General features: G+C 48.9%; 13 protein-coding genes. 11 read left to right on the plus strand and 2 right to left on the minus strand.

The window, feature by feature from the left end:
* Positions 1 to 119: 119 nt before the first annotated feature.
* The 6 genes from SPSPH_RS06160 to SPSPH_RS06185 all read left to right on the plus strand — a co-directional run bounded on the left by SPSPH_RS06160 (position 120) and on the right by SPSPH_RS06185 (position 4745).
* A complete protein-coding gene (locus SPSPH_RS06160; RefSeq protein WP_075754210.1) occupies positions 120 to 1700 on the plus strand; it encodes an L-lactate permease in 1581 nt (526 codons plus the stop codon).
* Between the two features lie 36 nt (positions 1701 to 1736).
* Entirely contained in the window at positions 1737 to 1964 is a 228-nt protein-coding gene (locus SPSPH_RS06165) for a hypothetical protein (RefSeq protein WP_075754212.1), read from the plus strand.
* 64 nt (positions 1965 to 2028) lie between these two features.
* Positions 2029 to 2613 carry an HPP family protein gene (locus SPSPH_RS06170; protein ID WP_075754214.1) on the plus strand — a complete coding sequence of 195 codons (585 nt, stop codon included), beginning with the start codon at positions 2029 to 2031 and terminating at the stop codon, positions 2611 to 2613.
* Positions 2614 to 2615: 2 nt separating this feature from the next.
* Complete coding sequence (locus SPSPH_RS06175; RefSeq protein WP_075754216.1) at positions 2616 to 3953, plus strand: chloride channel protein; 1338 nt, start codon at positions 2616 to 2618, stop codon at positions 3951 to 3953.
* 155 nt (positions 3954 to 4108) lie between these two features.
* Positions 4109 to 4534, plus strand: a complete 426-nt coding sequence (locus SPSPH_RS06180) for a DUF3842 family protein (protein ID WP_075754218.1) — start codon at positions 4109 to 4111, stop codon at positions 4532 to 4534.
* A 4-nt stretch (positions 4535 to 4538) separates the two neighbouring features.
* Complete coding sequence (locus SPSPH_RS06185; protein ID WP_075754220.1) at positions 4539 to 4745, plus strand: CooT family nickel-binding protein; 207 nt, start codon at positions 4539 to 4541, stop codon at positions 4743 to 4745.
* Between the two features lie 84 nt (positions 4746 to 4829).
* On the opposite strand, the gene SPSPH_RS06190 is transcribed toward SPSPH_RS06185, so the two are convergent.
* Positions 4830 to 8279: a pyruvate carboxylase gene (locus tag SPSPH_RS06190; protein ID WP_075754222.1), complete on the minus strand. Its 3450-nt coding sequence runs from the start codon at positions 8277 to 8279 to the stop codon at positions 4830 to 4832.
* A gap of 255 nt (positions 8280 to 8534) precedes the next feature.
* On the opposite strand from SPSPH_RS06190, the gene thiW reads away from it, so the two are divergent.
* Positions 8535 to 9026 carry an energy coupling factor transporter S component ThiW gene (thiW, locus tag SPSPH_RS06195; protein WP_075754224.1) on the plus strand — a complete coding sequence of 164 codons (492 nt, stop codon included), beginning with the start codon at positions 8535 to 8537 and terminating at the stop codon, positions 9024 to 9026.
* 253 nt (positions 9027 to 9279) lie between these two features.
* On the plus strand, positions 9280 to 9819 hold the full coding sequence (locus SPSPH_RS06200; RefSeq protein WP_075754226.1) for a protease: 540 nt from the start codon (positions 9280 to 9282) through the stop codon (positions 9817 to 9819).
* A gap of 131 nt (positions 9820 to 9950) precedes the next feature.
* Here SPSPH_RS06200 and SPSPH_RS06205 read toward each other — a convergent pair whose 3' ends face one another.
* Positions 9951 to 11126, minus strand: coding sequence for an IS110 family transposase (locus tag SPSPH_RS06205; RefSeq protein WP_075754228.1), 1176 nt, complete (start codon positions 11124 to 11126; stop codon positions 9951 to 9953).
* A 250-nt stretch (positions 11127 to 11376) separates the two neighbouring features.
* Between SPSPH_RS06205 and SPSPH_RS06210 the strand changes: the two genes are divergently transcribed.
* The 3 genes from SPSPH_RS06210 to SPSPH_RS06220 all read left to right on the plus strand — a co-directional run bounded on the left by SPSPH_RS06210 (position 11377) and on the right by SPSPH_RS06220 (position 16621).
* Complete coding sequence (locus tag SPSPH_RS06210) at positions 11377 to 12855, plus strand: flotillin family protein (protein WP_109298220.1); 1479 nt, start codon at positions 11377 to 11379, stop codon at positions 12853 to 12855.
* Between the two features lie 458 nt (positions 12856 to 13313).
* Complete coding sequence (locus tag SPSPH_RS06215) at positions 13314 to 15368, plus strand: sigma-54-dependent Fis family transcriptional regulator (RefSeq protein WP_083945432.1); 2055 nt, start codon at positions 13314 to 13316, stop codon at positions 15366 to 15368.
* Between the two features lie 227 nt (positions 15369 to 15595).
* The gene (locus SPSPH_RS06220; RefSeq protein ID WP_075754232.1) at positions 15596 to 16621 is read left to right on the plus strand and encodes a molybdopterin-binding protein; all 1026 of its coding nucleotides are present in this window, start codon (positions 15596 to 15598) and stop codon (positions 16619 to 16621) included.
* Positions 16622 to 16671: the final 50 nt, after the last annotated feature.

Genomic DNA, 16671 nt, shown 5'->3' on the forward strand with positions numbered 1-16671 from the left:
ATGGCATGAACATGCTAGTCCCTGGTTCCTTCATGAACAAAAGGAACCAGGGACTTAGTAATGTATGTTGCCGTGGCTCACATAATTGGGCGAAGGATTCTGGAAGGAGGCTCGGTTGTATGGATAAGGGGGTTGCCTTAACCTTTACGAACTGGATACTAGCTTTCCTACCGATTTTAGTCTTGCTTTCCACCATTTTACTATTTAACTGGGGTGCGCCAAAATCAGGAGCCGTCTCCTGGTTCACGGCAGTTGCCATTGGCCTCTTAGCCTTTGGCGGCGACCTGCGTCTGCTGGCTTTGGCCAATAGTAAAGGGATGGCGATGTCGCTGTATGTGCTCTTAATTATCTGGGGGGCCGTTTTTCTCTATAACTTTGTGGAGAAGAATGGTGCCATCAAAGTAATTGGCGACACTATGATCAAAGTAACGGAAGAAAAATTATTGCAATGTTTACTGATGTCATGGTGTTTTGCCAGCTTTATGCAGGGTATTGCCGGCTTTGGCGTACCAGTTGCAGTTGTTGCTCCCATTATGCTGGTTATGGGTTTTAAGCCGGCTGTTGCGGCTGCTACCTGTCTGGTCGGACACTCGTGGTCGATTAGCTTCGGCTCCATGGGTTCGTCCTATTATACCATCCAGCTGGCAACTAAGATTCCCGGGGAGGTTATCGGTCCCTGGATGGCCATTTTGTTTGCTGTGCCTATTTATGCCACAGGCCTTGCTGTTTGCCATATTTACGGCGGTTTCCCCGCTGTGAAAAGAGGCATGCCGGCGGTGCTGATAACAGGTACGGTAATGGCTTTTATGTGCTGGGTCATGAACAAGCTGGGGGCAGCCCAGCTGGCTACTTTAATTCCGGCACTGTTGGGCTGTGGTACGATGGCTATACTGGCCAAAACCATCTATCGTCACGAAGCTGACGGTACTCAGCAGGAGGACGCAGTACCGTATATGGGATTTAACCTGGCGTTCTCCCCCTATTATATTTTAATTGCCTTATGTATCATGACGCAGATTAAATCGATTGCGCAAATTTTCTCTTCCTTTACCTGGGGTCTCAACTATCCGGCAATGACGACTGCTGCCGGTTACGCTATAAAAGCCGAAAAAATGTATTCAAAAATTAACATTTTTTCTCATCCGGCACCGCTCTTGCTATTTGCCGCCTTTTGTGCCTTCCTTATTTTCAAGGCGGCAGGCAAGTGGAAACCGGGTGCCTTTGGCGGAGCTCTTCAGGCTACTATTTCCCAATGTGTTCCCACCAGTATTGGCATAACTACCATGGTTATGATGGCTTTAATCATGAACGACACCGGAATGACCAGCCTGCTGGCACAAGGGATAGCTAACTCGACAGGCGCTCTGTTCCCCATATTCTCGCCGTTTATCGGGGTGCTGGGAGCATTTCTTACCGGCAGCAACACCAACTCTAATGTTATGTTTGGCGCCTTGCAATATGAGACCGCCAAAGTGCTGGGGATCAGTTCGGTCATCACCTGCGCCGTGCAGTCTGTCGGCGGTTCGGTAGGCTGCTCTATTGCTCCTTCAAAAGTACTGATCGGTTCAGCAACTGTTGGTCTGGACGGTCGCGAAAGCGAAGTAATGAACCGGACAATACCTTATTGCATACTCATTTCGCTGCTTGTGGGCATCAATGCCTGGATATTTGCCTACATGCTATTTAAAGATCTTCCCTAGGTCAATAAATTTGCGAAATACAAAGGAGGTATTGTAATGAATACAACAAATCCTGCGCCGAATACCAACCCTAATATCGCGATTCCGCCGGTATCATGGCGGAAAAAATATCGTGCTCCGCTGATGAATGCAGCCTTCTGGGGATTTTGGCTGGGCTTTTATCTATCCTACGAAGGCGGCATCAGCAGTAACAGTGCACTGGTTGGTTTGTCGTATGTGATATTCACTTTGGCCTGTCTGGTTCCCCTGGTTACTAAAAAGTAGATAGCAGGAAAATGCCGTTTTTGCGGCATTTTCCCATTTTAATCCTAAACAAGGAGGAGCGTATATGCCAAACAGTTTGCCGGAAAAAGAAAGTTGTGAAAAAACAACAGCCTCCTGTGAACATCTGGTTTCGTCCTGTGAAGCCTATTGGCGCAAAATGAACTCAGGCGGAAGATGCGGGGTACCAATCCCCGCTGTATCAGAGTGTTTTTGGGCGTTGGTTGGTTCATTTGCCGGTATCGGTATTGTTACCTACCTTGCTTTTATCCAGGAAATTCCTGTTTTAGTAGCATCTTTAGGTGCATCAGCCTGTCTCATTTACGGTGCGCCGGCGGCTCCGTTTGCGCAGCCGCGCAATGCCATTGCCGGACATATACTTTCAGCCATTATCGGGGTTACCGTTTACCAGGTGGCAGGTTGTTACTGGTATACGGCAGCTCTTAGTGTCGGCATTGCGGTAGCGGCAATGGTAGGGACAAGGACCGTCCACCCGCCGGCCGGCGCTACGGCCTTAATTGCTGTAGTTACCCGGCAGGATTGGCTATTTCCACTAATGCCTGTAGGTGTAGGTATCGGTATTTTAGTAGTTGTCGGGCTACTGGTGAATAATTTGGCCGCCAAACGGCAGTATCCGAATTATTGGTGGTAGGTATGGAACCGGTATTGTTTGGCTGCCGGTTTCTTACTCAGTACTATAAGCAACTGCCATTACTGAGGCATATTATTAAATGGACATATTTTGGCGTTACCACAGGCGTGATTGCCGGCCTGGGGGTAACTTTATTTTTGCAGCTATTAGCCTGGGCTATTGCTGTTTGGACCCAGGTGCCCTATTACTATTTTTTTATTCCGCCGGTTTTATTTTTAAACAGTTTGCTGGTGCAGTGGCTGGCACCGGGAATTTCGGGCGGGAGCGATAAAATGGTTGAAGCCATTCACCAAAAGGCTGGTTATCTGCCCCTGGCCGAAGTGCCGGTAAAGATAATAGCCACCGTCATAACAATCGCTGCCGGTGGCTCGGCGGGCAAAGAGGGTCCGGCGGCGCAGCTCGGCGCCACCCTTGCCTCGGCCTGGGGACGGTTTTTGCAAACGACAGACGCAGATTGCCGGCAAATTGTTGTGTGCGGTATAAGTGCAGGTTTTGCCGTTGTTTTCGGTACGCCTGTTGCCGGTGCCATATTTGCCGTAGAAGTATTATTTGTTGGTAAAATTCTTTATGATACCCTCTATCCTGCCTGTATTGCCGGTGCGGCCGGTTATTATGTTGCTTATTTTACCGGGATATCTTATGTGTACCGGGATATTATAATAGAATCCAGCTGCTATCTGGCCATGGGGGCAATCGTACTGGGACTGCTTTGCGGGGCAGTCTCGGTATTCTTCATTAAGACAATTCAGCAGTGTGGCCGGCATTTTGACAGGCTGCAGCTGACTAAACCGGTCAAAGCGCTTATTGGCGGTATTATGCTTACCTTTATTGCTCACTTTATCAGCCCGCTGTATCTGGGACTCAGTACCGAATTACTGGAAACCGGGGTGCACGGCGGCAGTATTCCGGCGGCGGCCTTTTTTTGGAAAACTGTTGCCACGGCTGTTACCCTGGGGTGTGGCGGGACAGGCGGGATTATTATGCCGGTTATTGTGGTGGGAACCGCTGCAGGAAACTTATTTGGCCAGCTCATCGGCAGTGTGGATATCCAGGCCTATGCTGTAATCGGTATGGCGGCCTTGCTGGCAGGTGCCGTCAATACACCGATCGCGGCAGTTATTATGGCCGCAGAATTATATGGGAGTGACGTCATTCCCTATGCCGCCATAAGCTGCCTGATTAGCTACATCATTTCCGGTCATCGCAGTATATATCCCAGTCAAATGATAGCTACCGGTAAATGTCCGGCCTTTTTAACAGATACCGGCAATACTGTCAGGTGTGCAGGCAAAACACAAGCCGGTGCCAGCAAAAATCCACTGCAGGTATCCAGGGACTAACCTGTGCTGTGACTTGCCGGAGCGGCAGCCGGAATTGGGAGACTTCTGCCGGAAGCAGGAATTTGCCTGTTTCTATGGAAAGTGATAGCATAGTAATGTACAATAATACTTATAGCAAATGTGGTATTATTGGATTGGTTTACTGGAGGGATTTTGTGTACATTGCCGTTGTCGATGGGCAGGGAGGCGGAATTGGCCGGGTCATAATTAACCGGGTTCGCAGCGAATTTGGCAATGCTGTGGATATTCTGGCTATTGGGACCAATTCCCAGGCTACCGCTGTGATGCTGCGGGCCGGGGCCAATGAAGGCGCCACAGGCGAAAATGCGCTTATTTGCAATATTAATGAAGTGGCTTTGATCTTAGGACCGCTCAGTATCATTCTGCCTAACTCCATGAAGGGTGAATTAACGCCTAAAATGGCCAAACGAGTGGTTGCCAGCAAGGCAAGAAAGATTCTTTTACCCATTCATCAAAACAACATTGACCTGGTGGGTATTCATTCAGAGCCGCTGCCACACATGGTTGAGGCTTTGGTTATGCAAATGAAGCAATACATAGACGATGGAGGGAGGGAATAGTCACATGTGCGAGGCTAATGCTTATCTTTTTAAGGGTGATAAAGAAGAGCTGCTGATGGAACGCGTCGACAAGGTTGTGCCGCAGAATGGTGAAGTGTATCTGGAAAGCATCTTCGGACAGAGAAAGACTCTTGCCGCTAGGATTAAAGAACTGAATCTGGTTGACCATCGTATCATTTTAGAGCCGATTCAGACCGAAACGGCCGACTAAAGTAAACAACACGGCATGCACTTTTGTTCTGGTGCATGCCGTGTTGCTCTATTAGCTGGTTAACCCGGTTTATATTTCGTAGCGTTATGCCTCTGATACTTTCAGGAGTTCTAAGAGTAAATCGCCTGTATCGATGGAATCCTGGGGTTTCACATAGAGTTCATCAACTACGCCGTCAAAAGGAGCCTGGATGGTGGTTTCCATCTTCATGGCTTCAGTAACGATTAACGGTTCTCCCTTCTTAACGCGAGCGCCTCTTTCCACCATAACTTTTACAACCTTGCCGGTCATGGAAGCGCCAAGATGGGCGGGATTGTCTTTTTCGGCTTTTGCTCTGGCAATAGTTACCGCTTTGATGCTCTTATCTTTAACAACAACCTCACGGGGCATGCCGTTAAGCTCGAACTGAACAATCCGTGTGCCGTCAGGACGTGGATCTTCGATTGAGATAAGTTTAATGACCAGCATTTTTCCTTCCTCAATATCCACTCTGATTTCTTCTCTGAGCTGTAAGCCATGGAAGAAGGTAGGAGTGTCTAGCACCGATACGTCACCATAGGAATTGACAAAGCTGTTCCAGGCGGAAAACACCTGGGGATACAGGGCATAGGCCAATGCATCCTTCATTGTCACCGGACGCTGCATTGTGTTAGCCAGCGTTTCCTGGATCTGCGTAAAATTGGCGTCAGGCAGCAGTTCGCCGGGACGTTTGGTTAACGGTTCTTTCCCCTTGAGAACAATGCGCTGCAGCTTCTGCGGGAACCCTTGGTAAGGCTGGCCAATTTGGCCGGAGAAGAATTCTACGACAGAGTTAGGAAAGTCCAAGCTGCTGCCGGAAGCATAAATATCTTCTTCTGTAAGGTTGTTTTCCACCATAAACAAGGCCATGTCGCCGACGATTTTGGAGGAAGGGGTTACTTTGGTAATATCGCCAAACATGTCATTGACCTGGCGGTATACTTCTTTGACTTTGTCCCACTGGCTTTCCAGTCCCAGGGCTTTGGCCTGCTGGCGGAGATTGCTGTATTGTCCGCCAGGCATTTCGTGGAGATATACCTCCGGATTAGGGAAAAAGAGGCTGCTTTCAAAATCCCGGTAATAGGCCCGGACATCTTCCCAGTAATGGGATAACTCATGCAACTTGCGGATATCCGCCTTAGGCTGGCGGGGATGACCCTGCAGGGCATAATATAAGCTGTTGCCGCTCGGCTGTGAGGACATACCGGACAGGGAAGAGAGGGCTGTGTCAACAATATCCACACCGGCATCAATAGCCCGGGCGTAGGCATAGATGCCATTGCCGCTGGTGTCATGCATATGCAGGTGAATGGGGAGCTCGACTGCCTCCTTGAGGGCGGAAACCAGTTGATAGGCGGCTTCCGGCTTGAGCAGGCCGGCCATGTCCTTAATGGCCAGAATATGAGCGCCGGCCTGTTCGACCTCTTTGGCCAGCTTAATATAATAGCTTAAATCATACTTGCTGCGGGCAGGGTCCAGTATATCGCCGGTATAGCATAAGGCAACCTCGGCAACCTTGCCGGACTTGCGTACCGCGTCAATGGCAACCGTCATGCCTTCCAGCCAGTTTAAGCTGTCAAAAATGCGGAAAACATCGATGCCGGCTTCGGCGGCCTGGTCAACAAAGGCACGAATGACATTGTCCGGATAATTGGTGTACCCAACCGCGTTAGAAGCGCGCAGCAGCATCTGGAACAAAACGTTCGGGGCCTGTGCCCGAAGCGCTTCAAGACGCTTCCAGGGATCTTCCTTTAAGAAACGGTAAGCAACATCGAAGGTAGCGCCGCCCCACATCTCCAGGGAAAATAAGTTAGGCATCCCGTGAGCCATAGGTGTAATGGCATTAAGCATATCGTATGACCGCATCCGGGTGGCCAGCAGGGATTGGTGGGCGTCACGCAGGGTAGTGTCGGTCAGTAATACTTCTTTTTGTTCTTTAATCCACGTTACCAAACCCTCAGGGCCGCGGCTATCGAGAATTTGTTTGGTGCCGCTGGGCAGTGGCGTTTGTGGCGTTTGCGGGAGGCGGAGCGGCGGAAAACCGGGTTTAGGCCGCTTAGTCACCCCTTCAGCGCCATTGACGGTAATCTCGGCCAGGTAGTTTAACAGTTTTGTGCCTCTGTCCTGTGGCGGCGAGAATATGAATAGTTCCGGCGAGGTGTCGATAAAGGAGGTATAGTAATTGCCGCTTAAAAAATCCGGATGCTCAACAACATTGTGCAGAAACGGGATATTGGATTTTATGCCGCGAATCCGGAATTCATTGAGGCAGCGTTTCATTTTGGCAATAGCGCTCTTGTGTGTCAGGCCCCAGGTAGAGAGTTTCACCAGCAGCGAGTCATAATAGGGCGTGATAACCGAGCCTGTATAGGCATTGCCAGCGTCCAGGCGTACGCCGAAACCGCCGCCGCTGCGGTAGGCCGTTATTTTTCCGGTGTCAGGCAGGAATTGATTAGCCGGGTCTTCGGTGGTAATCCGGCATTGGATGGCATGGCCATTGCACGTAATGCTGTTTTGATCTGTAATGCCGATACTTTCGTCGCGCAGACTTGTGCCGTCGGCAATGTGCAGCTGGGCTTGCACAATATCAATACCTGTAATCATTTCGGTGATAGTATGTTCTACCTGGATGCGCGGGTTTACTTCAATAAAATAAAACTGCTGGTCGGGGGTCACTAAAAATTCCACAGTGCCGGCATTGACATAACCGACCTTTTTCATGAGTTTTACGGCAGCGTTGCAGATTGCGTGGCGCAATTCCTGCGTGATGGAGATGCTGGGAGCGATTTCAATAACCTTTTGGTGGCGACGCTGGACAGAACAGTCTCTTTCATATAAATGAATGATATTGCCATGCTGGTCGCCCAGGATTTGAACTTCAATATGTTTAGGGTTTTCCAGGAGACGCTCAAGATAGATTTGGTCATCACCAAAAGAAGCCTTGGCTTCTGATTTAGTGAGCAGGTAGGCTTGTTCAACCTCGGCCGCTGTCCGCACGACCCGCATACCGCGGCCGCCGCCGCCTAAGATGGCTTTGATGATCAGCGGATACCCGTAGCGTTCGCCAAACGCTTTGACCTCTTCCAGACAGCTCACAGGACCGTCGCTGCCGGGGATAACCGGTAATCCTGCCGCCACTGCCTGGGCGCGGGCGTTGATTTTGTCGCCAAACATAGCCAGATGCCGGATCTCCGGTCCGATAAACAGGATACCTTCTTCTTGGCAGCGTTTAGCAAAATTAATGTTTTCTGCTAAAAAGCCATAGCCGGGATGGATAGCGTCCACACCGCGATTTTTGGCGATGCGCAGGATATCTTCAATGTCCAGATAAGCATCGACAGGGCCTTTGTTTTCGCCGATTAGATAGGCCTCATCGGCTCTATAGCGGTGCAAGGAAAAGATATCTTCTTTAGAATAAATGGCAATAGTGCGTATTGCCAATTCATTACAAGCACGCATGACCCGGATGGCAATTTCGCCACGATTGGCAACCAAAACGGTTTGAATTTTTTTCATGTAAATTCCCTCCAAAACCAACGAAGTAGATGGATGTAAAGTTATAATTGCTAATTTAACACTGAATTACCAAAAATACAAGGCATGCGCCGAAAATATACAGTATTATAATTTGGGGGGCAGACAATTGTTTGACAATAAAAGTTTTACCTTCCTGTTTGGCAGGAGGCAGGTTTGCTGTGACGAATTTTTTATCCTAACAGCAAGTATAACTTTCATAAACACAGAATTACGGAGAAAGGAAGATAAATATTTATGCAAATTCGTAAACTCGCTTATACCGCTATTTTTATGGCAGTGGGTATACTTACATCCCATTTGGTATATATCCCGATCGGCATCGCCAAATGTTTTCCCTTGCAGCATGTTATCAATATATTGCTGGCAGTCCTTTTAGGAACACGTTATTCGGTGAGTGCCGCGTTTGGGATTTCGTTGTTGCGCAATATATTAGGCACAGGCTCGCTGTTAGCCTTTCCGGGAAGCATGGTTGGCGCAGCGCTGTCCGGTTTTTTATATAAGCGAACCAATAGCATTTGGGGAGCTATTGCCGGGGAAATAATCGGAACAGGTATTTTGGGTGCATTACTGGCTTATCCTGTTGCCAAATATTTTATCGGTTCGGCGGCCGGCGCGTTTTTCTTTGTCGTTCCTTTTATGGTCAGCACAACCGGCGGCAGTATTATTGCTTATCTATTGTACAAAACGGCTATTCCCGCCGTACTGACTGAGAAACTGAAAGGCTGAACGATTATCCGGCATTCTGCCACGCATGTCAGGACTAATACTGCCGGCAGTAGCGGGAGATTTGCCGCACGAAGAAGCAAGGGAGCAGATATTAGGCGAGCCAAGCGAGATAAGTTTGCCGAATTTCGCAAAGCCAGAACTCTGGAAGAATAGAAAGCGATGATGTTTGGCTGAAAGCAGCAAGGGGTCAGTCATTCTGCTGCTTGATATGGAAAACGATAAAAGCAACAGGAAGCTAAAAAGGAAGTGTCTTATGCTGGAAGTGTATTGGGGCGCGCTGTCCTTTGGTGTGATTTTTGCCATAATTACTATTTTTTTCGGCGATATTATTGGCAGCATGTTTGATGGCATTTTTGACTCACTTTTCCCCGAGCCGTGGTCAGAACCGGTAATCCTCGTCGGGGGGGTGACCAGCTTCGGCGGTACAGGAGTAATCCTGGAGAGTTATACTGATTATCATGCTAATATCATTGTCATTTTATCGCTGTTTGCCGCAGTCAGCTTGTCTGGAGTGGCATATTTTGTTTATGTCAGGCCAATGAAAGGGGCCGAGAATTCTGCCGCTTTTTTTATCAAAGAGCTGATTGGCAAACAGGGAGAGGTAATAATCCCCATTCCGGCTGCCGGTTATGGCGAGGTTCTGATTAAAACGGTGGGCGGTAATACCAGCCAGATAGCAGCATGCAACGAAAGTCTGGATATTCCTGCCGGTGCACAGGTCGTAGTGCGGGTTGTCAGAGACGGGGTTTTGTATGTATCACGCAAGGCGGAGAATGTTGAAGAACTGGTGTAGGCAGCAAAAGAGAGACTAACTATTAAAAGTCAAGCCCGAATTTGAGGATGGAGGACAAAAAACAGATGGTTCAAAAAAGGGTATAGCAAAACAGACGTCCACAGGACGCCATGCGGGCTATCGAGAGAGAATCAGGCTGCCAGACGATAAGGCTCGCCGGATTTCTCCAGAGCATAAATGAGCCGGACCAGCTTCTTGGCAGCATGAGAGATGGCCACATTGTAATGCTTTCCCTCGGCGCGTTTCCTGGCGAGGTAAGCGGCAAAGACAGGGTCCCAAAGGCAAACAAATTTTGTGGCATTGAAGATGGCATAGCGTAGGTATCTGGAGCCGCGCTTCTCCATATGGGCATAGCAATTTTTAAGCTGCCCGGATTGGTAGGTAGAGGGCGACAGGCCGGCATAGGCCAAAATCTTGTCAGGGGAATCAAAGCGTGAAAAGTCACCCACCTCAGACAGAATCATAGCCCCCATCCTGTAGCCAATGCCGGGAATCGTGGTAATAGGCGAAAGCATCTTGTCCATGATGCGTTGGATGACCTGTTCAATTTCCGCAATCTCGGCATCGAGTTCACGGATGAGCCGGATGGTATGCCGCAGTTCCAGTGATTTCGCGGTCGTCACAGAGCCAATCGATTGCCTGGCGGCTTCACGTATCTCTATGGCTTTGTCCCGTCCGTAACGGCCTTTGGAGGATTCGGCAAGCAAATGGGTGAGCCGCGTCAGATGTGCCGCTGCAATCTGCTTAGCCCCCGGGAACTCATCGAGCAAGGCGTAAACAGAGGCCATATGGAGTGACGATACCAGCTTTTCCAGCTCCGGGAACAGGATGCATACCAGCCTGGCAATTGAGGACTTCAGCTTAGCGCGTACCTTCACCTTGTCGAACCGGTATCTGGTGAGTGACTTTAGCTCCTCATTGTGGTAAGCTGTGTCTGTGTAGGGCTTGAGGCCCACATCAGACATGAGCATAGCCGCAATTGTTCGCGCATCGACACGGTCAGTCTTCGTCTTTCGCAGGGTGAGGCTTTTCCGGTAAAGATTGGTGTGCAAGGGGTTAATGACATAGGTGTCCAGACCATTGTCAAGGAGAAACCCGAGAATGTTGTAGCTGTAGTGTCCGGTAGCCTCAAGCCCTACCTTTATTTTGTCCAGGGGCAAAGAACAGGCACGGATTTTTTCCAACAGGTAGCCAAATCCTTCCATGCTGTTTTGGATGGTGAACACATTTGCAAGGACTTTACCCTCCGAACTGATGATGAAGCAGTCGTGTTTATCCTTAGCGACATCAATCCCGACACAAATCATAGCAAGACCTCCAACGGTATTATTTGATGCTGTACCCACAGAACACTTTGCTCTTGTAACCTTGTTCTACATCAACCGTCTGGCGGTATCTAACTGATTAACAAACCTGCAAAGGGCTGCGGTTGGAGCCTCTCTTGAACCATCTGGTGGTAGGAGATAAAACCAATCCACAGCATCCTTTACAGTGTAGCATATAGCCCTTGGAGAGGGGCTCTAATAACTACTACTCTATAATACAAGGAGTATGGATATGAGCGTTTTTATAATTATTGCAGTGGTAGTGATTGTGCTTGTTGTGCTGGGGTTAGCTTTTTGGGCACGGTACAAGACAGTCGGACCAGATGAGGCAATGCTGGTAACTGGTTCCTTTTTGGCAGGGGCGGATGTGCTGACCGATGAAACTGGGAGGAAGATTAAAATTGTCAGAGGCGGCGGCGCATTCATTCTCCCGATTTTCCAGCAGGCGGACAAGTTGTCCCTGCTGTCACACAAGCTGGATGTTACCACCCCTGAGGTTTATACCGAACAGGGGGTGCCGGTAATGGCCGACGGCGTAGCCATTATCAAGGTCGGCAGCGCTGTTGAGGATGTGGCGACAGCTGCCGAGCAGTTCATGGGAAAACCCACAGAAGCTTTGAAGATCGAGGCACAGGAAGTGCTGGAAGGCCATTTAAGGGCCATTTTGGGAACCATGACAGTAGAGGAAGTATATCGAAACCGGGATCGCTTTGCTCAGGAAGTGCAGAGTGTGGCTGCCCGCGATTTGAAAAAGATGGGACTCTCCATCGTATCCTTCACCATCAAGGATGTGCGCGATAAGCAGGGCTATCTGGATGCTCTTGGCAAACCCCGCATTGCCGCTGTCAAACGGGATGCAGAAATCGCCGAGGCTGAGGCCATGCGCGATGCCCGCATCAAAAAAGCCTTGGCCGATGAAGAAGGGCAAAAGGCCGAGCTCTTGCGAGATACCAATGTTGCCGAGGCTACTAAGGAAAAGGAGCTAAAGGTTGCCGCCTTCAAGCGTGAGCAGGATACAGCCAAGGCCGAAGCCGACCAAGCCTATAGCATCCAAAAAGCCCGTTCCGAGCAAATGGTCACCCAGGAACAGATGAAGATTGAAATTGTGCGCAAAGAGCGGGAGATTGATGTGCAGGACAAGGAAATTCTGCGCCGGGAAAAGCAATTTGATGCCGAGGTGAAAAAGAAAGCTGATGCCGACCGCTACGCGGTGGAGCAGGCCGCTGAAGCTGCCAAGGCCAGACAAATGCGCGAGGCCGATGCCGTCCAATATCGCATTGAGGCTGAAGCCAAGGCTAACGCCGAGCAAAAGCGCCTGGAAGGCTTTGCTATCGCCGACGCCGAACGGGCCCAAGGCACTGCCGAAGCCGATGTTGTGCGGTTAAAAGGCCTGGCAGAAGCAGAAGCCAAAGAAAAGCTGGCAGAAGCCTTCGAAAAATTCGGCGAGGCCGCCGTCTTAGATATTGTTATCAGGATGCTGCCTGAATTGGCCGGAAAAATCGCTGAACCTCTCAAAACCATTGATAAATTGACGGTTGTGGATGCCGGAAACGGGGATGGAGCCGTAAAGGTCAGCAAATATGTGACATCCTTAATGGCAACAGCTCCAGAAATGCTGAAGAATGTTTCGGGCGTGGATCTTGAGCGCATGGTTAAGGGCCTGGTAGAGCAGAAGGAGCAAGCTGCTGAAGAAACAACGCCGGAAAAATGAACAAATTATTAGCACGCAGAGAAACCGGCCGTTTTGTGGCTGTAAAATCATTCATGTCAAACTGCCCATGTCATTATTAAAGGTAGTTTGGGCGATTATTCCATACATATGGGTTCCGACGTAATGCATCAAAGCGGTGCAGGCATGTTGGCAGTTTTGCCGGTGCCCTGAGAGAACTGGTTGCGACCATTGTTAAAGCAGTTCTTGCAGAAACACCGCCGGAACTGCTTTGTTCTATCAGGAGCAGAGTCATGGTCATCTCTATGGTAGCGGGAAGTTTGCGGCACTGCATCTTGTTTCTAGTTTTTGGAAATGTAATTTAACAAGCAGGAATTTTTCGTTAGTTACCGAATAGTGGAAATAAAGAGAAAAATTAGTACCTCCAAATCTGACGGTTTAATGCAACTGATGATCAACTTTCTTGTGTTGAGCCAAAATCGAGAATAGGTAGGTGACTTATGGTTGTGTATGCCGAAAACACTTGTGATGGTACTTTGGCCGGGTGGCTAAGCTTTACCGCAACGTTAAAGAGTATCGACAAAAGCTACAAGCACTCTATCAGACCGGAGATTCTCGACTCGTGGGTGCGGTGTCGCCAAGCCAGGGTTAATCCTAACGATGATGGCGTTCATCACCAGCTGGATCAATACAGCCTTAGGGCCGTATTGCGGGAAAACCAGGAACTTATTACCATTGCTAAACCGTTTATGGATAACTTATACCAGATTGTTGCCGGTTCCGGCTTTGTAGTTGTTCTGACAGACATACGCGGCTACATTATGGAAATACTTGGCGATAAAGATACATTAAAGAACCCCATGACGGTGAGTTTTTTTCAAGGGGCAAACTGGAGTGAAAAGGAAGCAGGCACGAATGCCATCGGTACGGCCCTGGTTACCAGAAAGCCGATTCAGGTATCCGGTTCGGAGCATTACTGCCGGAAGCATCATTGTCTGACCTGCTCGGCAGCCCCTATTCTTGACGAAAAGGGGAAAGTATTAGGAATCCTGGACGTTTCCGGGAAATCAACAGCGGCTCATCTCCATACCTTGGGGATGGTGGTGGCGGCAACTGAGGCTATTATGGCCCAGCTTGCCATCAGGAGAAAAAATAACGAATTACGTGTAATGAACAGTCGCCTGACAAATATTTTTAATACAATGTCTGACGGCGTAATTATGATTGATAATAATGGCGTTATCAGCGAACTGAATCCTGTTGCCAAAAAAATACTCGGTTTTGGGCCAACCAAGTTTGAGACCAAGCAGCCGCTGCAAGTAGAAAGTATCTTTGGCGCCCAAAGCACAATTATCAGAAGAATAATAACCTGCAAGGAATCCTGTGCAGACATTGAAATCATGTTGGATACCAACTGTGGGCTGAGTCATTATCTGGCGACCGGTGAACCTGTTGCTGATGAGCAGGGAGTGGTGACAGGCGGGGTTATTATTTTGCGGCCGATGAAACAAATTCAGAATTTAGTAAACCGGTTTAGCGGACACTATGGAACCTTAAAATTTAGTGATATTATCGGTGAGAGCAAAGCCATTCTGGAAGCTGTCCGGATAGCTTCTCTTGCCGCGACCTGTATATCCAGTGTGTTGCTCCAGGGTGAAAGCGGCACCGGTAAAGAAATATTTGCACAGGCTATCCATAATCGCAGTGACCGTTCTGCCGGACCCTTCATTGCGGTAAATTGCGGGGCAATCCCACGGGAACTGATTGGCAGTGAACTATTCGGCTATGAAGACGGAGCCTTTACCGGGGCTAAACGCGGGGGGAAACCGGGCAAATTTGAACTGGCCTGCGGCGGAACGCTGTTTTTGGATGAAATTGGTGACATGCCGTTAGAGCAGCAGGTAGCGCTCTTGCGGGTATTGCAGGAACGCAAAGTAAACCGGATTGGTTCGGATAAGGTAATACCTGTTGATGTCAGGGTGATTTGTGCCACCAACAAAAGCCTATTAAAAGAAGTGGAGAAAGGCACTTTCCGCAAAGACCTGTATTATCGATTGAATGTAATCGCCATCACAATACCGCCGCTCAGAGAACGCTCGGAGGATATTGTGCCGCTCTTTAATTATTTCCTCGACAGGCTGGATAAGCATGGGCGGAACTTCCGGGTGAGTCCGGCGGTAATTGAGCGGATTGTGCAATACGATTGGCCGGGAAATGTGCGCGAGCTTCAGAATGTGGTGGAGCGGATCGTCAGTCTGACAGAAGGAGAAATGGTAAATTTAATAAATTTGCCTAAAGAAATCTGTACCTGGCAGCCGACAAACCCGACTAGCCCAAATCCGGATAATGGCAATGGGTTTTATCCTGCCCGGCATGTGGTGGAAGTATGCCGCGGCCGGGAGGGGCGGCGTTTCCTGCTGGAGGAGAATGAAAGGCAGGAAATTCTTTCCCTGCTGTCCGCCCATAGAGGGAATGTGAGTTTGACAGCGCGTACGATGGGAGTTTCGCGCAATACCCTGTACAGGAAAATGAAACAATATGCGATATACAATTAAATAGAAAAGTGTCACTTGTGCGTGACACTTTTATGTGACACTTGTGAACATATTTAGGTACATGTAACAAAATCGTAAAGAACCAACTGCCCGAAAAGCAGCTGGTTCTTTACTTTTATGGGACATTTTACCATTGGTATAAATCTTGCAATGAATAATAGTACATACATAGTCAGGCAGCAAAGGCGGCTACTTACTCAGATTGTATTAGCTAAGGAGGATGGACGATGAAAGTAGTTCCCGTATACCAGGCAGAAGGCATGGTCCTTTGCCATGATGTTACTGAAATTATTCCGGGAAAACGCAAGGGAAAGGCCTTCAGGAAAGGACATGTAATTCGACGGGACGATATACCCAGATTGCTGACTATTGGCAAAGAAAATATTTATGTCTGGGAAGTAAATGAGCAAACCCTGCACGAAAATGATGCCGCGCTCAGATTTGCGCAGGCAATAGCCGGTCCGGGTTTGTCGCTGGCCGAGGCTTCTGAGGGGAAAGTTGAAATAACAGCCAGTATTCGCGGCTTGCTAAAAATAAATGGCGAAGCACTGGAACGGATTAATGATATTGAGCAAGTGGCAGCAGCTACCTTGCATTCAAATCAAATAGTAGATGCCGGGAAAAAGGTGGCAGGCTGCAAAATTATTCCTTTGGTGATTGGCAATGAGAAGCTTAAGCAAATTGAGCAGATCGGTATTGACTGTTATCCGGTAGTGGAAGTCAAACCCTTACAGGCTTGCAAGGTGGGGGTGGTGACTACCGGCAGTGAAGTTTATCATGGCCGGATTACAGATTGTTTTGGTCCGGTGCTGACAGATAAGTTTGAACGGTTGGGAAGTTCTGTTTTGCGTCAAGTGTTTGTACCTGATGATATTTCGATGATATCCAAGGCCATTCACCGTTTGCTGGCAGAGGGGGCGGAGATGATTGTCACTACAGGCGGCATGTCTGTTGACCCTGATGATGTAACCCCATCCGGTATCCGGGCGGCAGGAGGCCAGATTGTTGCCTACGGTGCACCTACTTTACCTGGTGCCATGTTTATGCTGGCTTATTTCGGAACCGTTCCGGTTTTAGGCTTGCCTGGCTGTGTGATGTATCACAAAAGCACAATATTTGACTTGGTGGTTCCCCGCCTGTTAGCGGGTGAAGTACTGTCCAGGAAGGATATCATAAGGCTCGGGCATGGCGGGTTGTGCCTGGTGTGTGAAGAATGCCGTTATCCTGAATGCGGCTTTGGCAAGGGAAGCTGATTTCATTTTGGGCGTATTTCGGGGAGGAGCAAATCCCCTGAAATATAGAT

The organism is Sporomusa sphaeroides DSM 2875 (assembly GCF_001941975.2).
GTDB lineage: Bacteria > Bacillota > Negativicutes > Sporomusales > Sporomusaceae > Sporomusa > Sporomusa sphaeroides.

Excerpts from the sequence above, each read along its gene's own strand:
- SPSPH_RS06175 (WP_075754216.1), top strand. The coding sequence starts at position 2,616 with ATGGAACCGGTATTGTTTGGCTGCCGGTTTCTTACTCAGTACTATAAG.
- SPSPH_RS06200 (WP_075754226.1), top strand. The coding sequence starts at position 9,280 with ATGCTGGAAGTGTATTGGGGCGCGCTGTCCTTTGGTGTGATTTTTGCC.
- SPSPH_RS06165 (WP_075754212.1), top strand. The coding sequence starts at position 1,737 with ATGAATACAACAAATCCTGCGCCGAATACCAACCCTAATATCGCGATT.
- SPSPH_RS06185 (WP_075754220.1), top strand. The coding sequence starts at position 4,539 with ATGTGCGAGGCTAATGCTTATCTTTTTAAGGGTGATAAAGAAGAGCTG.
- SPSPH_RS06220 (WP_075754232.1), top strand. The coding sequence starts at position 15,596 with ATGAAAGTAGTTCCCGTATACCAGGCAGAAGGCATGGTCCTTTGCCAT.
- SPSPH_RS06215 (WP_083945432.1), top strand. The coding sequence starts at position 13,314 with ATGGTTGTGTATGCCGAAAACACTTGTGATGGTACTTTGGCCGGGTGG.
- SPSPH_RS06210 (WP_109298220.1), top strand. The coding sequence starts at position 11,377 with ATGAGCGTTTTTATAATTATTGCAGTGGTAGTGATTGTGCTTGTTGTG.
- SPSPH_RS06190 (WP_075754222.1), bottom strand. The coding sequence starts at position 8,279 with ATGAAAAAAATTCAAACCGTTTTGGTTGCCAATCGTGGCGAAATTGCC.
- thiW (WP_075754224.1), top strand. The coding sequence starts at position 8,535 with ATGCAAATTCGTAAACTCGCTTATACCGCTATTTTTATGGCAGTGGGT.
- SPSPH_RS06205 (WP_075754228.1), bottom strand. The coding sequence starts at position 11,126 with ATGATTTGTGTCGGGATTGATGTCGCTAAGGATAAACACGACTGCTTC.
- SPSPH_RS06170 (WP_075754214.1), top strand. The coding sequence starts at position 2,029 with ATGCCAAACAGTTTGCCGGAAAAAGAAAGTTGTGAAAAAACAACAGCC.
- SPSPH_RS06160 (WP_075754210.1), top strand. The coding sequence starts at position 120 with ATGGATAAGGGGGTTGCCTTAACCTTTACGAACTGGATACTAGCTTTC.